The 16,943-nt window shown below is 52.3% G+C and carries 24 protein-coding genes; 11 read left to right on the plus strand and 13 right to left on the minus strand.

Features of this window, described 5'->3' with window-relative positions; genetic code table 11:
• Nucleotide 1: 1 nt before the first annotated feature.
• The gene (locus tag HY845_00105; protein ID QQG51748.1) at nucleotides 2-250 is read right to left on the minus strand and encodes a hypothetical protein; all 249 of its coding nucleotides are present in this window, start codon (nucleotides 248-250) and stop codon (nucleotides 2-4) included.
• A 109-nt stretch (nucleotides 251-359) separates the two neighbouring features.
• Between HY845_00105 and HY845_00110 the strand changes: the two genes are divergently transcribed.
• Nucleotides 360-2,414: a DUF87 domain-containing protein gene (locus HY845_00110; GenBank protein QQG51749.1), complete on the plus strand. Its 2,055-nt coding sequence runs from the start codon at nucleotides 360-362 to the stop codon at nucleotides 2,412-2,414.
• A 1-nt stretch (nucleotide 2,415) separates the two neighbouring features.
• Here the strand turns inward: HY845_00110 and HY845_00115 are convergent, their stop codons facing one another.
• On the minus strand, nucleotides 2,416-2,598 hold the full coding sequence (locus HY845_00115; protein ID QQG51750.1) for a hypothetical protein: 183 nt from the start codon (nucleotides 2,596-2,598) through the stop codon (nucleotides 2,416-2,418).
• A 119-nt stretch (nucleotides 2,599-2,717) separates the two neighbouring features.
• Between HY845_00115 and HY845_00120 the strand changes: the two genes are divergently transcribed.
• Genes HY845_00120 through HY845_00130 form a run of 3 tightly spaced genes read left to right on the plus strand, consistent with a single transcriptional unit; the run spans nucleotide 2,718 to nucleotide 4,960 of the window.
• Nucleotides 2,718-3,425, plus strand: a complete 708-nt coding sequence (locus tag HY845_00120) for a helix-turn-helix domain-containing protein (protein ID QQG51751.1) — start codon at nucleotides 2,718-2,720, stop codon at nucleotides 3,423-3,425.
• A gap of 9 nt (nucleotides 3,426-3,434) precedes the next feature.
• On the plus strand, nucleotides 3,435-4,490 hold the full coding sequence (gene recA, locus HY845_00125) for a recombinase RecA (GenBank protein QQG51752.1): 1,056 nt from the start codon (nucleotides 3,435-3,437) through the stop codon (nucleotides 4,488-4,490).
• Nucleotides 4,491-4,498: 8 nt separating this feature from the next.
• Nucleotides 4,499-4,960: a regulatory protein RecX gene (locus HY845_00130; protein QQG51753.1), complete on the plus strand. Its 462-nt coding sequence runs from the start codon at nucleotides 4,499-4,501 to the stop codon at nucleotides 4,958-4,960.
• A 17-nt stretch (nucleotides 4,961-4,977) separates the two neighbouring features.
• Here the strand turns inward: HY845_00130 and HY845_00135 are convergent, their stop codons facing one another.
• Complete coding sequence (locus HY845_00135) at nucleotides 4,978-5,328, minus strand: hypothetical protein (protein QQG51754.1); 351 nt, start codon at nucleotides 5,326-5,328, stop codon at nucleotides 4,978-4,980.
• Between the two features lie 92 nt (nucleotides 5,329-5,420).
• Here HY845_00135 and ppsA point away from each other — a divergent pair, with 92 nt between their 5' ends.
• A complete protein-coding gene (ppsA, locus tag HY845_00140; GenBank protein ID QQG51755.1) occupies nucleotides 5,421-7,751 on the plus strand; it encodes a phosphoenolpyruvate synthase in 2,331 nt (776 codons plus the stop codon).
• Nucleotides 7,752-7,922: 171 nt separating this feature from the next.
• Here the strand turns inward: ppsA and HY845_00145 are convergent, their stop codons facing one another.
• Nucleotides 7,923-8,312, minus strand: coding sequence for a hypothetical protein (locus HY845_00145; protein ID QQG51756.1), 390 nt, complete (start codon nucleotides 8,310-8,312; stop codon nucleotides 7,923-7,925).
• Nucleotides 8,302-8,988: an SDR family oxidoreductase gene (locus HY845_00150; GenBank protein QQG51757.1), complete on the minus strand. Its 687-nt coding sequence runs from the start codon at nucleotides 8,986-8,988 to the stop codon at nucleotides 8,302-8,304. Before HY845_00150 ends, HY845_00145 begins: the two co-directional genes overlap by 11 nt.
• Nucleotides 8,989-9,131: 143 nt before the next feature.
• On the opposite strand from HY845_00150, the gene HY845_00155 reads away from it, so the two are divergent.
• Nucleotides 9,132-9,353, plus strand: coding sequence for a hypothetical protein (locus HY845_00155; GenBank protein QQG51758.1), 222 nt, complete (start codon nucleotides 9,132-9,134; stop codon nucleotides 9,351-9,353).
• Between the two features lie 96 nt (nucleotides 9,354-9,449).
• Nucleotides 9,450-9,833 (plus strand): hypothetical protein, encoded by a 384-nt coding sequence (locus HY845_00160; GenBank protein ID QQG51759.1) that lies wholly within the window; start codon nucleotides 9,450-9,452, stop codon nucleotides 9,831-9,833.
• Between the two features lie 21 nt (nucleotides 9,834-9,854).
• Here HY845_00160 and HY845_00165 read toward each other — a convergent pair whose 3' ends face one another.
• Both HY845_00165 and HY845_00170 read right to left on the minus strand, forming a co-directional pair.
• On the minus strand, nucleotides 9,855-10,553 hold the full coding sequence (locus HY845_00165) for a VTT domain-containing protein (protein ID QQG51760.1): 699 nt from the start codon (nucleotides 10,551-10,553) through the stop codon (nucleotides 9,855-9,857).
• 37 nt (nucleotides 10,554-10,590) lie between these two features.
• Nucleotides 10,591-11,247 carry a glycerol-3-phosphate acyltransferase gene (locus HY845_00170; GenBank protein QQG51761.1) on the minus strand — a complete coding sequence of 219 codons (657 nt, stop codon included), beginning with the start codon at nucleotides 11,245-11,247 and terminating at the stop codon, nucleotides 10,591-10,593.
• A 107-nt stretch (nucleotides 11,248-11,354) separates the two neighbouring features.
• On the opposite strand from HY845_00170, the gene HY845_00175 reads away from it, so the two are divergent.
• Genes HY845_00175 through HY845_00190 form a run of 4 tightly spaced genes read left to right on the plus strand, consistent with a single transcriptional unit; the run spans nucleotide 11,355 to nucleotide 14,179 of the window.
• On the plus strand, nucleotides 11,355-12,107 hold the full coding sequence (locus HY845_00175; GenBank protein QQG51762.1) for an SIMPL domain-containing protein: 753 nt from the start codon (nucleotides 11,355-11,357) through the stop codon (nucleotides 12,105-12,107).
• A 3-nt stretch (nucleotides 12,108-12,110) separates the two neighbouring features.
• On the plus strand, nucleotides 12,111-12,623 hold the full coding sequence (locus HY845_00180; protein ID QQG51763.1) for a hypothetical protein: 513 nt from the start codon (nucleotides 12,111-12,113) through the stop codon (nucleotides 12,621-12,623).
• Between the two features lie 41 nt (nucleotides 12,624-12,664).
• On the plus strand, nucleotides 12,665-13,192 hold the full coding sequence (locus tag HY845_00185) for a hypothetical protein (GenBank protein ID QQG51764.1): 528 nt from the start codon (nucleotides 12,665-12,667) through the stop codon (nucleotides 13,190-13,192).
• Nucleotides 13,193-14,179, plus strand: a complete 987-nt coding sequence (locus tag HY845_00190) for a hypothetical protein (protein QQG51765.1) — start codon at nucleotides 13,193-13,195, stop codon at nucleotides 14,177-14,179. It abuts the gene before it with no gap.
• Here HY845_00190 and HY845_00195 read toward each other — a convergent pair whose 3' ends face one another.
• The 6 genes from HY845_00195 to HY845_00220 are packed head-to-tail and all read right to left on the minus strand — an operon-like array spanning nucleotide 14,180 to nucleotide 16,642.
• Complete coding sequence (locus HY845_00195) at nucleotides 14,180-14,626, minus strand: hypothetical protein (GenBank protein QQG51766.1); 447 nt, start codon at nucleotides 14,624-14,626, stop codon at nucleotides 14,180-14,182.
• Entirely contained in the window at nucleotides 14,587-14,967 is a 381-nt protein-coding gene (gene msrB / locus HY845_00200; protein QQG51767.1) for a peptide-methionine (R)-S-oxide reductase MsrB, read from the minus strand. The genes HY845_00195 and msrB overlap by 40 nt, the downstream gene beginning before the upstream one ends.
• The gene (locus tag HY845_00205) at nucleotides 14,954-15,526 is read right to left on the minus strand and encodes a DNA-3-methyladenine glycosylase I (GenBank protein ID QQG51768.1); all 573 of its coding nucleotides are present in this window, start codon (nucleotides 15,524-15,526) and stop codon (nucleotides 14,954-14,956) included. Before HY845_00205 ends, msrB begins: the two co-directional genes overlap by 14 nt.
• Nucleotides 15,527-15,578: 52 nt before the next feature.
• The gene (locus tag HY845_00210; GenBank protein QQG51769.1) at nucleotides 15,579-15,746 is read right to left on the minus strand and encodes a hypothetical protein; all 168 of its coding nucleotides are present in this window, start codon (nucleotides 15,744-15,746) and stop codon (nucleotides 15,579-15,581) included.
• A 29-nt stretch (nucleotides 15,747-15,775) separates the two neighbouring features.
• Nucleotides 15,776-16,255, minus strand: a complete 480-nt coding sequence (locus tag HY845_00215) for a DUF1905 domain-containing protein (GenBank protein ID QQG51770.1) — start codon at nucleotides 16,253-16,255, stop codon at nucleotides 15,776-15,778.
• Between the two features lie 6 nt (nucleotides 16,256-16,261).
• On the minus strand, nucleotides 16,262-16,642 hold the full coding sequence (locus HY845_00220; GenBank protein QQG51771.1) for a VOC family protein: 381 nt from the start codon (nucleotides 16,640-16,642) through the stop codon (nucleotides 16,262-16,264).
• Nucleotides 16,643-16,943: the final 301 nt, after the last annotated feature.

A 16,943-nucleotide genomic window follows, 5' to 3' on the forward strand; every position in this document is an offset into this window, starting at 1 on the left:
CTCAAAGCTCGCGGATTTCTCGACGGTCCAGTTCGGTTGCCCGACCTGACTTTGGGTCGAAATTGCCAAACATTGAGCCTTGAAGCCCGGATCGGGGAACATCTACGACGCAGATCCCGTGGGCAGCGCCGTAGCCGGCAATAAGGTTGCCGATCGCCTGCTCCTTGGAAGCTCCCGAGTAGGAAGTTCCGTCGTCAAACCACGCTGACCAATTGCAGGCACCAATCTCGGCGACATTGATCTCAACCATTAGTCTTCTCCTCGCCTTGATTAGGCTCTAAGGCTGCGGCAATTTTACGGTTTACGGAGTACGAGAGCAATACCCTAGCAAATTAGTAACAGGTTGGTAGAGTAAAGGCATGGGACTTTTTGGGAGGCGACGACGCTACTCGTCCCGGCGCCGTAAGCGGTTGCCGACAATTTGGGACAATTTAGTCTGGGCTGTCGACCCTGATACAGCGCGAGAGATCACCGCAATCATCCTAGTGGTCTTTGGCTTCCTTTTTGCTCTAGGCCTGTTTGGTCTGGCCGGTGGCTTTGGCGACGCACTGTTTCGCTTGGCGAAAACTCTCTTCGGCGTCCTCGCTTACGTCGTGCCGTTCGCCTTCTTATATCTAGGGGTTAGGCTACTCTTCTTAAAGAGCGATGTATTACGAGCCACGAGCGTTATCGGCATTGTCCTACTTTTTATGCTGGTTCCGGCGATGTTTGGCGCCTCGGGGGGCTCTGTCGGCTCCGGAGCGTTCGGAGTTTTCAGCTCGATCTTTGGTACCGTTGGCGGCTACTTCGCCTTAGTTGCCGCTGTAATTGTGGCGACGCTGCTCGCGCTGAACTCGAGTCTACGTTCCCTCTGGGAGCGCCTGAATTTGCCAATTAAAGCTGGTCAGGGCAAGGGGGTGAAGATCAACGAGAATGCTCGGATACCTGTTAGAAGTATGGCGCCAGAGCGGTTACGACAAGGGGTTCCGTTGATGGGACCGACCGGCAACTGGGAGTTTCCGTCTTTAGATTTGCTCGACTACTCCGCTAGCACCAAGGCGGAGGCCGGCGATATCGGTAAGAACGTTGAGATGATCAAGAAAACGCTCAAGGATTTTGGCGTCGAAGTGGCGATGAACGAAGTTAACGTTGGTCCAGCGCTGACGCAGTACACTTTGAAGCCGTCCGAAGGGGTTAAGTTAAACACGATCACCGCTCGCAGCAACGATATTGCGCTCGCCATTGCGGCTCATCCGATCCGAATCGAAGCGCCAATTCCGGGCAAGTCCTTGGTTGGTATCGAAGTTCCTAATAAAGTCGCCGCTACGGTCAGCTTGCGTGAGGTTTTGGAGGCTCCCGACTATAAATCCGCCGATTCAAACCTGTCCCTAGGCCTGGGCCGCGATGTGGCCGGTAATGTCGCTGTGGCAGACATCAAAAAAATGCCACATCTTTTGATCGCCGGAGCGACAGGCAGCGGTAAATCGGTCTGTATGAACGCGCTATTAATCAACCTCCTCTACAAGAACTCGCCTCAAGATTTACGCCTACTCTTAATTGACCCTAAGCGAGTTGAGTTTACTGAATATAACGGCATCCCTCACCTGCTAACGCCAGTTATCACTGAGACTGACAAAATAATTTCCGCCTTGCGTTGGACCGTTGCGGAAATGGAACGACGCTACCAATTACTCAGCGCCTACAATAGACGCAATATTGACGCCTTCAACGAATCGGTGCCTCAAGGGGAGATACGCTTGCCCTACATCGTAATCGTCGTTGACGAGCTAGCCGATCTTATGACTCAAGCCGCCAACGAGGTCGAATCCTCAATCGTTCGAATTGCCCAAATGGCCCGAGCGGTTGGAATGCACCTCGTCGTAGCGACTCAACGGCCTTCAGTTGATGTCATTACCGGCCTAATCAAGGCTAATATCCCTGCTCGCGTCGCTTTCGCCGTTGCCTCGCAGCCCGACTCCAGGACTATTCTTGACCAGGTAGGGGCAGAAAAACTACTCGGTCGCGGCGACATGCTTTATCTAGCGAGTGACCAGCCGCAACCCAAGCGTATTCAGGGGGTAATGCTTAAGGACTCAGAGATTCACACTGTTACCGAGTTCCTCAAAACTCAAGTTCCGCCAAGCTACGACGAGACTATCACCTCTTACCGCTCGAGTCTGAAACCTGGTCTGGCCGGCGGTGCCCACGACGCCAGCGAGGACGACCTACTGCCGGAAGCCCGCGATTTGGTGATTGCCGCGGGGAAGGCATCGGCATCGCTCCTGCAGCGCCGACTGAAAGTTGGTTACGCCAGAGCGGCCCGCCTGCTTGATTTACTGGAAGCCGAGGGTTCGATCGGTCCAGCTGATGGCGCCAAGCCGCGCGATGTCCTTGTCGACTCCGGCGAGGATTTTGATCAAGGGATAAACGGCTAGCCTAAGGCAGCAACGGATACTGAAACTGTGACGGGGCGTCCTGCACTTCTGTCGCGGGAGTTTTATTGAAGTTGAATACGGGCTCACCAGCTTGCAGATTCTTGAAGATTGACGACATACCGAAAGCAAATGCGGCGATGAGTAGGATGACGAAGACGAAAGTGACCCAAAAAGAATTAGACATTCTTAGCATAATCATACCCGCCGGCGCCAAAGATCCTAGAGGGAGCGACTTGTTGTAGTTCGTGCGTGCCGACCGGCTGGTTTGACCGCGTTTGGCGGGTGCGCTACTCTAAAAGTTACATGACCGGTTTTGTCACGAAAAAAATCCATGTCAGCAAGAGTCGCTCACTTGGTTCGCTGCTTAAAGCTGCTCGGACAAAAGCCAGCGTTACTCTTGAAGAGGCTGAGGCTCAAACCCGCATTCGCCTGAAGTATTTAGAGGCCTTAGAGAACGGTAACTATTCGTCGCTGCCGGCCGAAGCCTATAACGTCGGTTTCGTGCGCTGCTACGCCGAGTTTCTCCATCTCAACCCGGAAAAAATTATTCGCCTCTACCGCGAAGAGCGTTCCCAGAAGCGTTTGCTTCCGGAGCGAGCAGTCAACTTCGCCCCGGCCAAAGTCAGTGACTGGCGATTCCTTATTACGCCGCGAGCAATCGGTATTATAAGCGCCGTGCTGCTTTTTGGTGGCATCCTCGGCTATATCGTCGTCCAACTCAAGCAGTTCACCCGTCCGCCAGAGATTAGCCTGTCGGGCGTTAGTGAAGAATTTACTACTGGCAAAGATACCGTTAGCCTCAACGGCAGCACTACGGAAGGCTCCGTTGTCCTGATGAACAACCAACCCGTTCTTGTTAGTCCCAGCGGCCAGTTCTCTCAAGAAGTCCAGCTCTCCCCAGGTGTCAACCAGGTAGTAATTTCAGCGAAAAACCGAGCCGGTAACGAGCGCCAAAAGGTAGTTAAAGTCTTATATAACCCAAACCTTGCGTTAAATCCGCCTAACTTGTAAAACGGGTTTATGGCCAAGCAAGAAGACAAACCCAAAGCTAGCGCTCCGTCCGGCCGAGACACGGCGCTACGCGCCGCGATTTCCCAGATAGAAAAGCAGTTTGGTGCCGGTTCGATTATGACTATGGGCGAGAATACTCATCTGAACGTTGAGGCGATTTCAACCGGATCATTATCGCTCGATGTCGCGCTTGGCGTTGGTGGGCTGCCGAGGGGACGAATTATTGAGATCTTCGGGCCAGAATCTTCCGGCAAAACCTCACTTGCTTTGTCGGCTATTGCCGCAACCCAGAAAAACGGGGGCTTGGGAGCTCTGGTTGACGCCGAGCACGCCTTTGACCCGAGTTACGCGACTAAACTAGGCGTCGATCTTGACTCGCTACTAATCTCTCAGCCCGACACCGGCGAACAAGCTCTGGAGATAGTAGAAACTTTAGTCCGTTCCAATGCCGTTGACGTTATCGTCGTCGACTCTGTCGCGGCTCTTGTGCCGAGAGCGGAGATCGAAGGCGAGATGGGCGACGCAATGATGGGTGTTCAGGCCAGGCTAATGAGCCAAGCGCTACGTAAGTTAACTGGCGCCGTCTCTAAATCCAAGACCGTTCTCATTTTCATTAATCAAATCCGGATGAAGATCGGTGTTATGTTCGGTAATCCCGAGACTACTCCTGGCGGTAACGCTCTCAAGTTCTATTGCTCAGTACGTCTCGACATCCGACGAGCCGAACAAATCAAGGAAGGCGAGACCGCCATTGGCAACCGTTGTCGGGTTAAAGTCGTCAAAAATAAGGTCGCTCCGCCGTTCAGAACGGCCGAGTTTGACTTAATGTTTGATTCGGGTATATCTAGGGAAGGCGACCTGCTCGAACTCGGAGTCAAGGCAGGTTTGATCGAAAAATCCGGCGCCTGGTTTCAGTATGGAGAAGAAAGGCTTGGGCAGGGACGGGAGGCTGCCAAAGCTTTTCTTAAAGGTGACCAAAAGCTTGCCGCGACCATTGAGACCAAGGTTCGTGAGCTGGCCAAAGAGGGCAAGATCGGCGCCATCCCGCAGCCTGAAGAAGTCTAAACCTAGCGATGCCCAAACAGTCGGCATTGGAGCGGGCTCTGCGCCTGCTGAATTATCGTTCGCGCGGCAAAAAAGAGCTCGAGAAATCTTTATTGGACCGCCAATACGAGCCGGATGACATTAATAATGCCTTGGCACAGCTTGAGGCAATCGGCCTAGTTAACGACGAACGGTTTGCTCAGTCGCTCGCCGAGACGCGGATTCTCGTCAGCCGCCGTGGCCGACACGCCATATTTTTCGAATTAATAAAAAAAGGGATCGATAAAGATCTCATTGAGTCTGTGTTGAATTCCCTAGACGAAGGGGCAGAGCTAGAAGCGGCTAAGTCGTTAGCGGAGAGCAGGTTGAAACGTTGGGGCGATCTTGAGCCGCTTAAACGCAAAATGCGCCTGCTCTCATTACTTCAACGTCGGGGGTTCGGCGCCAAAATTATCCGTCGGGTATTTGACGAACTGGGGGAGCGACTCTAGAGCCCTCCCCCGGATTCCTAGCACCTGATTCCCCCAGGCTCTGTTCGAAGAACGTAAACGCTCTTGGTCGGCACATAGCCCAGTATCTGCTGCAGAAGCTGGTGGCCCACCCTCTCAGCCTTCGTAGCAACTTTATCCGGGATTTGATGGGCCGCGTACTCCTGACAGTCAAGCCCCGAAATCCCGAAACGGCAGTTGAAGAGGTCGACCGTGATCGTACACTCTTTCAGCCTGCCCTCAACCAGAACGACACCCGAGTAATCGAATGGTCCTGGGATGGGCATGAATTCTTGGCGGTAGAACTCGTGAATCTCCTCCATGAGACCACTGTTTTCCACCGACATTCTTCCTGGATAGATCATCAGCATGATGTGAGGTACCTCACATCGAAAAAACCACTAAACCACTCCCATTTCAAGTCGTGTCGGCTTTACTAATAGCTGGTACAGTGGAGAAGAATATGGCTGCAAAAACAAAACAGGTTGTCTGGTTCAGCGAAGTTGGCAAGGAAGATATCCCGCTCGTTGGCGGTAAAGGTGCGAATCTTGGAGAGATGTCTAAAGCCGGCCTACCGGTGCCGCAAGGCTTCATCGTTACCGCCCAAGCGTATTTCCGTTTTATAAAAGAGAAAAAGATTGATGCCTATATCGAGAAGTGGACGAAAGGTTTAGATCCCGAAGACTCCAAAAAACTCAACAAGATTGCCTTGGAACTGCAGAAGGCGATGAAGGAATTTCAGCTGCCTGCCGACTTAGTAAAAGAGATCGAGCGGGCCTACGACGAGATGAAGGGCGGCCCCGTCGCGGTCCGTTCCAGCGCCACAGCTGAAGATTTGCCCGACGCCTCATTTGCTGGCCAGCAAGCAACTTTTCTAAATATTGAAGGCAAACAGGCACTCATTAAAGCTATTCGTGAGTGTTGGGCGTCGCTTTTCGAAGCGCGAGCCATTTATTATCGTACGGTTAATAAATTCGATCACCTCAAAGTGGGCATCGCGGTACCGGTTCAAAAGATGGTTCAAAGCGAAGTCTCCGGCATCATGTTTACTGTCGATCCGGTAACAGAAGATAAAGAGAAAGTCACGATTGACGCCGGACTGGGCTTGGGGGAGGCGATCGTCTCAGGATCAGTAACGCCCGACCACTACGTTGTTAATAAAAAGGACTTCAAAGTCGTTTCCAAGGAAATCGGCGCGCAAGAGTGGCAGATTGTGCGCGATAAAGATGGCAGTAATAAACACATCAACCTCACTAAAGAACAGGAAGAAGGTCAGAAACTGACTGACGAGCAGATTGTCGCACTAGCCAAGATCGGCATGCAAGTCGAAGCTCACTACGGGAAGCCCCAGGACATGGAGTGGGCGTACGAAAATGGCTCGTTCTTTATGGTTCAAGCTCGTCCGGTCACCACGCTCGGCGAGCCAAAAAAAAACGAAACAGCGCCCTCTCTATCACCTAAAACGGCGGGGGAGGAAGTCGACTTAAGTAAGGCGGAGCTCTTGCTCACAGGGGCCGCTGCCTCGGTTGGCTTAAAAAGCGGCCCGGTTAAAGTTATTCACAAACCAACCGAAATTGACCAAGTGTTAGCGGGCGACGTTCTAGTGACCGAGATGACAAGCCCCGATTATGTCCCGGCGATGCGCCGCGCCGCGGCCATTGTGACCGATACCGGCGGGCGGACCAGTCACGCCGCGATCGTCTCGCGCGAACTCGGTATCCCCTGCGTTGTTGGTACCGGTACAGCGACGGCCACTTTGAAAACCGGCCAGGTCGTCACCGTTGATGGCGCCCAGGGCAAAGTTTATAAGGGCAAAGTCGCAGGTAGCGACGTCCCTGCGCCAACTTCGCAGCCGCGTCTTGTCGGCGCCCAAGCGCTCACCACTGTCCCGGTCACAGCGACGAAAGTTTACTTAAATCTAGCCGAACCGACCAAAGCTGAGGAATACGCTCAGCTACCGGTTGACGGCGTCGGCTTACTGCGCGCCGAATTTATTATTGCCGGAATTGGCGAACATCCTAACGCCATGATGGCAGATGGTCGTAGTAACGATTACGTCCATAAGCTCGCCGAAGGCATCGGTATTATCGCCCAAGCGTTCAATCCTCGCCCTGTCGTCTACCGATTCACAGATTTCAAAACTAACGAGTACAAGTCCTTAAAAGGCGGCGAGAAGTACGAACAGCCGGAAAATAACCCGATGATCGGTTACCGCGGCGCGTCACGTTATATCGCCGAACCAGAAGCGTTCGCGCTCGAGATAGAGGCCATTAAAGCCGTCCGCGACGGAATGGATCTTAAAAACTTGCACGTCATGATTCCTTTTGTGCGCACGGTTGACGAGTTCCGTCGGGTGCGCGATCTGATGCACCAAAATAACCTACGCCAGGAAAAAGATTTCAAGCTCTGGATTATGGTCGAAGTGCCATCGACGGTTATCGAGCTTGAGGAGTATATAAATGAAGGCATCGACGGCGTTTCGATCGGCAGTAACGACCTGACGCAGTTGACGCTCGGGATTGACCGAGACTCGGCCAAACTTGCTGCTGAATTCGACGAGCGGTACCCGGCCGTTTTGAATTCTATCCTGCACGTTGTCCGAACTTGTCGTAAGCATCACGTCACTTGCTCGATCTGCGGCCAAGCGCCGTCGGTTTACCCGGAAATCACCGAAGCCATGGTCAAAGCCGGCACTACTTCCGTTTCTGTTGCTCCTGACGTCGCCGTTTCAACCCGCAAACTAATCGCTTCGGTTGAAAAGAAAATATTGCTCGCTAGCGCGATTGGCTCATGAAGGTAGCTGGCAGTCTCTTAGTTATTATTGGCATTTTTGGTTACCTATTTTCCATGGTTGGGTGTGGTATGAGTACCGGAGGCTGTGGTCCTTGGTACTCCTTACTTCCGGCTATACTAATTGGTTTGGGTGTTATAGCCTTTATTCTTCCGGTGGGAAAACGCACAAAAATCAACGACCCCGAGAGTAAATAGTCTGGATTTTGGGTGGCATTTTGCCGTTATCGGTCACGACTCGCCAGTAGGGGGTAATATCTTTTTCACCTAATGCCCGTTGCTCCTCGGCATACTCGGCAATAATCCGCAGGAAAATACCGCTAGTCAGTGGGCAAGTAATGTCAGCACCGTGAGTGCGGGCGTACGCGTCTCGAATGTCCTTGATGTTGCGGGTTTTACCTTCCGGTATTTGGCGGATCATTTTTTCGAGCTCCCAGGCTGAGGGGATGACCATTTTCATCCCTAGCTTGCCGCCAACCCATTGCGGCGGCGCTTCATCAATATGTGGGTTTTTAGGCGCGCTCGCCCGGTCGAGCTTCTCCTTCCAACTCACCCTAGTTTTCATCGGCTATCTCCCAAACATCAATATCGCTGCCGCTCATTAGGTCGTAACCGCCAGAGGCGGCTTTGACTATAACCTTGGCGACCTGTTCCGGTGGCCGCCCGCCCCAGTCGTTCATCTGGGTGTTGATGCCGTCAGGGTTAACGGCGTAGATTTTCAGCGACGGTAACTCTTGTGCGAGGCCTTGAGTAAAACCGCGGACGGCAAACTTGGTAGCGCAGTAAGCTACATGCTCTGCCCCTGCCCGCTTGCCCGCCTGCGAGCCGATATTGATGATCGTTTCTTGGATTTGCGGCAGTAGAGCGTTAGTGAGTTTCATCAGGCCAGTAACATTAACCGCGACCTGCTGGTCGATCTCGTCAAAACTCATATCGCTGAAGAACTTCCAAATCAGAATGCCGGCGTTGTTAACAAGCACGTCAATGCTGCCGAAATCGGTCTTGGTATTTTTTACGAATTCATGAATCTGGTCGTCATTTGTAACGTCGAGCTGGTAGAACATAACTTTCGGCGCGCCAAGTTGACGACATTTATCTTCGACCAGTTTTGCTTCCTCGGGTTTCGAGAGATAAGTCAGGGCCAGCTTGCAGCCCGCTTTGGCGAACTCGTAAGCCGTTACTTCTCCGATACCGCGCGAGGCTCCGGTGATGAGGACAGTTTTGCCGGCAAGCTCATTCATGAGCTGATTGTAGCACTTCACAAGGGAAGTTTTTGGGGTAAAGTAACGTTTGCGTACCCAACTTGAAGGAGTGAACATGCTCTGGGACATTCTCATAATCGCTGCACTTGCCCTGGGCGGCGGCTACTTTATCTACTGGTTTCTTGTCGGTAGAGAAGCAGTCGGTGCCCCGGAGGAAGCTGAAAGATAAGCAGGACGTGACGGCGGCAACCGTCGATAAACTCCTGCAAGACGCCCACGTTAAGCCGGCCTCTGACTTCAAGGTCGTTACCTCGGGATCAAATCTCGACAGTACGGCCTCGGATGATGAGATTGCCGGTAGCGCTAAAGCGACTCTCGACAAGCTTCAACGCCCCAACTCGTAGCCACGCCCTACTTCCTAGCGAAGTGGGGCGTCCGTCTACCCGCCTTCATTTTTAGCTCGACTATTGCTAGAATGGCGCAACATCTGGGAGGAACCGATGACGTACCTATACTCTTTTCTTGGCCAACTCGTCACTGTGCTGGTTTTCGCCGGCGTGACCTACATTCTTGGTGTCAGGCGACACCGCGCGGCTCATATCGCGTGGGCGATCGTCACGACTTTGGTGCTGCTGTGGGTTATTCACCTGGCCGAAAGTCTGGGGCGCCAGCTTGCCTTCGACCGGACGGCGTATCTCGTCCACATGCCCTCAGTGGCGCTGACCTCGCTGAGCTTTATCTTCGTGGTGGGCTTTGGCGTCGCGCTGGCTCGGGGCAAACACGTTAGGTCAAAGCACCGAACATCGGTGCTAACCTTCCTGTTCAGCCTCATCCCAACCGCAATCAGCGGCATTTGGCTCGTTTCTACCGCCAAGCCGCTCTAAGCGGAAAATCCAGTAAGCCCCTCATGGTCGATCATGCGGGGCTTGTCTGTTTTCATAGGCAGCTTTCCCTATTAAATAGACCGCCCACCCTACGACAATCACGGCCATCAGTTGCACTGTGCCGAGCGCTAATAACTGCGGACCGAAAAAGTAAACAATTACGCCCCAAATTATGCCCCACACAAAGTAGGCAATCGCCGAATAGAGCAGGAAGTGCTGAAAATTCGCTTGAATAATGCCGGCGCTTGTGGCAGTGAGGGCGCCGATATTGGGGTGAAAGTAGCTCGATAGAATAATGGGCAATCCCTTTTTCTCCAGGCGTAGCCGCGAATTTTCGAGCGGCGTCTTCAAACCGAAGCGCAAGAACAGCCGATACCAGCCGTAGCGGCCGATTAAGTAATTAATGACGGCTGTAAGCAGGAAAGCTAGCATAATCAGGAATATTACCAGCGGCACGCTTTGGTTGTTCTCGCGGGCAAACACTACGCCCAAAACCGCAACCGCCGACCCTGGCAAGTACCAGTTGATAAACAACAGCCCTTCGCCGAGCGCTGCTAAAAAGACTACCCAGTAACCGTACTGGGCGTAGTAAGAACGGGCGATGCTAATAAATTCGTCAGCTTCCGGCAACCCAAGCAAGCGGTAAATGAAGCCAAACAGGACGAAGGAAACTACGGCGATCAATAAGACTGTTACCAGGCGTTTCGTCGGTGTACGCACCTAGGAATTGTAACAGATAGTGAGACGGGCTCCCTTTTCAGGGAGCCCGTTGACGAGGTAACTCGCTTAGACGTTCGTAGTTGCCAAGGTGACGCAGGGTCACCAGTACCGCAATGAGCCCACTGACAAGCAGGTTGTCTAGTACAAGCGACTTGCTGATTACCGCGTCAGCGATAAAGAGCCCGACACTTAACCAGACGCCTGCTGTTGAGGCAACAGCGGTCCGCTCGGGGAGCCACCAGCTTCCAAACGCCTTAGCCCAGAGCTTGACAAGCAACCAGACAACAAAGCAGATCAGCCCAACTGCCCAATTTAGGGCGAGGGTGATGCCGAAGCCCGTCGCGACGCCTTTACCGCCCCGGCCGCGCATGAAGGGCGAGAACATGTGGCCCGTAAGTGCCGCAATGGCGACCCAGACAAGCCAGATGTGATCGAACCCGCCGTAAAGCGGATAGAGAAATACCGGCAGGAACCCTTTGGCGGCGTCGAGGAGCATGACTGCTGTTCCCCAACCTTTGGCCTTCTTGGGGCCGAAAACCGCTTCCAGTGCCCGCTCGACGTTTGTGGCGCCGATATTGCCGCTACCGTAGCGACGGATATCGATGCCGTGGACGAGACAGACTAGGTAGCCGAACGGGATCGACCCGATCACAAAGCCGCCTAGGATAAACGCACGATCGTATGTAGAGAACACAGTTTCAAACCTCCCCCTAAGGGTACTAGCGCGAATTTTACGCATTTTAAACCTTATAATCAAGTCCTTACGGTGCAAAAATCGCGGCTTTGTACTAGTATGACAGCATGAACGAAGTAACTCTGCGTTTTGATTTCAGAATCATCACTATCCTGTTGTTGGTCGTGATTGGCGTCATGCTGGCGCTGTGGCAACCGTGGGCAGAAGCTGACAAACGTACCGTCACCGTTAGCGGCGAGGCCACAGTTAAAGCCGAGCCAGATGAATTTATCTTCTACCCGTCGTATCAAAAAACCGGTAAAGACAGCGCGGAAGCGATCTCGGCAGTTTCAGCATTCGGTAACGCAGTCGTCGATAAACTCAAGGAACTGGGCGTCGAGGACAAAGAGATCGTTGTGAATAGCTCCGCCAATAAAGATTACGAAGTCATGTTGGGTCGGCCAGATCCGGCGCCGACAGGTGACGGCACTTACACGGCGTACTACTCGCTGACAATAACCCTCAACGACAAAACGTTGGCGCAGAAAGTATTAGACTATATCGTTACAACCTCGCCGCTAAGCGGTGTATCCCCCCAAAGCACCTTCGCAACGCAAACCAGAAAAGACCTAGAGTCGCGAGCTCGCGCCGCGGCACTCAAGGACGCACGCACCAAAGCGGAGCAAACTGCTAACGAGCTTGAGGCCAGTATCAGACAGGTGGTCTCAGTCTCGGAGCCACAATGGGGTGGTGTGGTACCAATGGCGCTTGATAGCCGAGCGATGGCTACCGATCCGGCCGAAACCTTGAGCGCTCCGAAACTGCTTGTTGGCGAGCAAGATGTGACGTACGCCGTACAAGTAGTCTTCCGCTTGCGCTAGTTGATGACGGCCGGAATAAAGACAGAACGTAAGTGGTTGGTGAGCGCTCTTACCCTCGAGAGTTTCGCTGTCAAGAAAATCATTCTGCAAGAGCAGGGGTATATCGCGCCGCCCTCTGGTAAAAGGGGTTTTCTGCGGCTTCGACTCGAAGAAGACATAGATGGTAAAGGCGCGCCGCGTTACCTATTAACTATCAAGAGCGCTGACGTCTTAAACGAAGATCCGCCCGATCATGAGATTTCGAAGCGAGAATTTACAATATTATGGCCCTGGACCGAAGGCCGCCGAGTCAAAAAACGCCGGCAGGTAATTGAGCTTGACGGCCGGCTTTATGATTACGATACCTATATATTCGCTTCGGACCCGGAGCTATACATTCTCGAGTCAGAATTCGATGACGAAGAGGCAGCGGCTAGCTTTGTCTTGCCAGAGGCGTTTGGTAAAAGTCGAGACGTTAGTAATGATCCGCGCTATAAAGCGAACAGTATCGCCACCAATGGACGTCCGCTAGATTGACGGCGCTTTTCATCAGGCAAAATAGGACTACAATTATTTTGATGGATTTCAAAAAGCGCGCCCCCCTATTTATAGGGATCGGTCTGCCAGTACTTATGGTGCTTGTAGTCTGGGCCAGCATCTCGCTTCCGAAACTGTTCGTTGACGCCCCGCAGCATAACTTCATTTATAGCGTTGACGTTGGCAGCTACTACGGCGGATCATCAGTTTACTACGCGGTTGAAAACAACCAGTTGGTCAGTCATCCAGTTCCGAAATATGCAAGCGACGCGTCGCAGCCAACGATGCCCCCGCCAACATTATATTTGCACGACCTTGCCACAAACCAGAGCGAGGAGCTTAGTTTGGCTGACGCCCAAAAATACAAACTCAGTTCCGGACCAAAATCTGCCGACGGTTTCGAGGTTGTGCCGGGCAGCTACGGCGGTGGCTTTCCACTGTTTTACGACGGCGGCTCCGGCCCAAAGTATTTTTTGAAAAAAGGCAGCTACACCAAAGAGATTGCGGTTCAGCAGTCTGGTAGCTACTACACTCCATATAGTTTTCACTTCTTAGGGTGGATCGAGTAGATGGATCGGGAGACCTTGCTTCAAGCAATTCGGGAAGCCGCAGCGCAAAATACACTCACTCGAGAGGAAGTCGTTAGCGCTTACGACCAGACTACTTCTGTAATACCAGTACCCGTATCAGCTACTAAACATCTTGGTGCCTCGGAGATGCTCTACTATATCGGCGGAGCGATCGTGTTCTTGGGTATCGCCATTATGATCGGTGGCAGCTGGCAGACTTTATCGGTGCTCTCCCGACTGCTTGTCACACTTGGCTCGGGTGTTGTTGCTTACGTCTTGGGGGCGATGTTTATCCGCGAACAACGTTGGGGCGGGCTCTCCAACGCCTTCTTCCTTATAAGCGCCCTAGTCCTGCCGGTTGGGTTACTTACTGTCTATGACGCCGCCGGTTTGTCGCTTAGCGAGAGTATGACGCAGTTGACGATTACGGCGATCCTAACGGCCCTATTCGGCATCTCTTACTGGTATTACCGTAAGGTTATTTTCACTCTTTTTACGGTTATCTTCTCAACGGCGTTATACTTCAGCGCCCTTTACGCAATCTTAGGTAGCAGCCCAGCGTTTAGCGCCGATGTCTTTCTTTACGGATTCCTGGTTGCCGGCCTGACGTACGGCCTGCTCGCCTACCACTTCACTACTGATGCTGAAAATCGCGTCCTTACTCCCTGGCTGTACACCGGTGGCTCGTTGGCGTTTTTCGGTTCGGCGTTAGGCCTTGGGGGATTCTCGCCGAGCGCGAATGCGTTCTGGGAAATTATCTATCCGGGCTTGGTCTTTGGGGCAATGTTCCTGGGGATTAATCTGAAAATCCGGGCGCTACTAATTTGGGGCGCCATATTCTTAATGGCTTATATCGTCAAAATTACTGCCGAGTATTTCAGCCAGGGCCTAGGCTGGCCGTTAGCGCTGGTGATTGCCGGCTTGTCGCTGATTGGCGTTGGATACTATATGTTCTACCTCAACCGCAAATACCTTTCGGTTAAGTAGCTACTCTATCAGCTTGTCGTCGCCATTTATAACTGTCGGTTTCATGGCGATAATTTCGCTCGAATAAAGCATCTCGGGAATCGGATTAAGTAAGAAAATTTTCTGCTCCCAAAAGTAAGCCATGGCCATATCCATTAGAGTATTGCCGCCGATGTAGTTTTTGATGCCGCGCTTGTCGTAGTTCAGAACCAGTAAGGCGTCGGCCCCATCCATCCTCTGCCAAAAGTGTTTTATCGCGTCCTGGTTGAACTTGAGCTCTAGCTTGATCGCTTCTTTTTCCTCGTCCGTCTTGCCGGCCATTTTGGCAGTTTCCATCGAGACTTCGGCCTGATGACCGAGCTGCTCTAATTGATGTTTCCACTCCATCATCTGATCCGCGAACTGCATACTGCCGGCGATGACTATCTTCATCTCTTTTTGAAGTCCAAGCTCGTTGAGTTGACGCAATAACGCAGTCCAGTTTTGTCGCTAGGTCCGTCATCAAACACGTGTCCCAGATGACCGCCGCAATTAGCGCAGACAACTTCGGTTCGAGTCATGCCGTGCGAGGAGTCAGTTTTTAGCTCGACATTACCCTTGCTTAAAACGTCGTAAAAGCTCGGCCAACCAGAGTGCGACTCGAATTTGGTGCCGGAATCAAACAGCGGCTTACCGCAGGCGGCGCAGTTGTATGTGCCGTCTTCGTGATGGTCGACAAACTTACCTAAGAATGGCGCGTCGGTGCCGCCCTCGCGCAAGACGCGATACTGCTCGGGCGTCAGCTTATTTTTCCACTCATCGCTTGCCATTATTGACGGTATTGTAGCGGAAACAACTTACTAAATGGTCATTGACTAGCCCAGCGCCCTGCATGAAAGCGTAGCAGATCGTTGAACCACAGAACTTGAAGCCGCGTTTCTTTAAGTCTTTGCTCATCTCATCTGACTCGGGGGAGGTGGAACCGATATCGGAATCATGGGTGTGGCGATTTACCACTGGCTGACCGTTCACAAACTGCCAAATATAATGATCGAAACTACCGAACTCTTTTTGAACTTCCAAGAAAGCTTTGGCGTTACTGATTGTGCCAAGAATCTTCAGGCGATTGCGGATAATGCCCGTATCGTTCAACAGCCGCTCAAAATCTTCATCATCAAAACTAGCAATTTTTTGAATAGCAAAATCGGCAAATGCTTGGCGCAATCCCTCCCGCTTTTTGAGGATGATTGCCCAACTGAGGCCGGCCTGAAATGTATCAAGCAAAATGTACTCAAAAAGTTTTTGGTCGTCGTGACAAGGCACGCCCCACTCCTCGTCGTGGTACTTTAACATGAGCGGGTCGGTTCCCGGCCAACTACAGCGCTGCATTATTCATCAATAGCAAAAAGTGGCGGGGCGCACGAGGCGCCCCAGTCGAGATTCACTTGTCGTATACCGCGACGTAACAGTTGCCGGTACGCCTGATCAGCCACGGTCCCAGGAATGGGATCCAGCCGACCAGCAAGTTAAAGCGCCAACGGCGGTCGAGTTTGCGGAAAGCCGGATCTTTGGGATCGGCTGCTTCCACGGAGACAGAAAGTACCTTCATGAGCCACCTCCAGGGGTGCTGGGGTTATCTTAAGCTTTTTCCTTCAGTGCCGCTATGGTTTTCTCAATCCTACGCATCCGGGTCTCGGGTTTTTTCGCCTCGACAATATAACCCAGGTGTTCGCGCTGATGCGAGAAGGGAAGCTGGAAGAATCTTTCTAGCAATTCGGCCTTTTCGAAGGCCGACCGAACGTCTGACTCTAGCTCGACGTTACGTTTACCAGCATCTAGCCAAACGGTCACTTGAACACTTTGGCCTGGCTCTTTGGCTAACTGCTCACGGACGTCTTTGCGCAGCAATAGCATCGCACGATCACCGCCCATCATCGCTAAACTGCCGCGGTAATCGACTTTATCGTCAAAGCGCGCTTTTACGGGCACTAAGTTGCCTTTGCCGTAGGTTTCCTTGAGGTTGAAGGGAAAATCCACCCAGGCACCCCCGTTGTCTGTAGAGCCCTTTTGAATTTCAGCTTCAAATTCGATCGGGCCGGGGTCCCTAAGCGCCGACATTAACTTCTACTTGGCGGTCTTAAGCATCTGCATCAAGCCGAAGACGTTACCTTGCGGATCCTCACAATAGCACCAGCGCATAATATCTTCCGGCCCCATCGGCATATCGGCCAATGGTTTAACGACTTTGCCCCCATTCTTTTCGACTTCGGCGATGGTGGCCTCGATATTTTCGGTTTCGATGGTGTTTGTAGTCTTTTCCTGCTGAAACCGCTTCATGATGCCACCAAAGATTGCCCCAACGGCTCGATCCTCTTCTTTGCCGACCATCCAATAGCCGGAATCTCCCCACTGGTTGATCTCCCAGCCGAGCGCCTTTTGATAGAACTCTGATAATTTTTCTGGGTCCTCTGCTCCAATTTCAAAGTGAACAACTCGATTTTTCATGGTTTTTTGACACAGCTAACAGCTGCAATTAACTTGGGCTTCGTTGCAACCAGCACACTTGGGCATGCAGTGCTCGCCACCGTGCTCATGAGCATCGTCGTGCTCATCAGACTCGGCTCCACAGATATCGCATTTAAATCCCACTGTCTCGTTGTCGCATTTAATGCATTTAGCCATCATCGCCTCCTTTATTTAGCTTTTCATCAGGCTAGCAGAAATGCGGGGTTTTTTGAACTAATTTTCCCCCAACCGGCGGAAGAGGTGGGATTTGAACCCACGATTTCGACCAACGGGAGAACTC

This window comes from Candidatus Berkelbacteria bacterium (assembly GCA_016432625.1).
GTDB lineage: Bacteria > Patescibacteriota > UBA1384 > 2-12-FULL-50-11 > 2-12-FULL-50-11.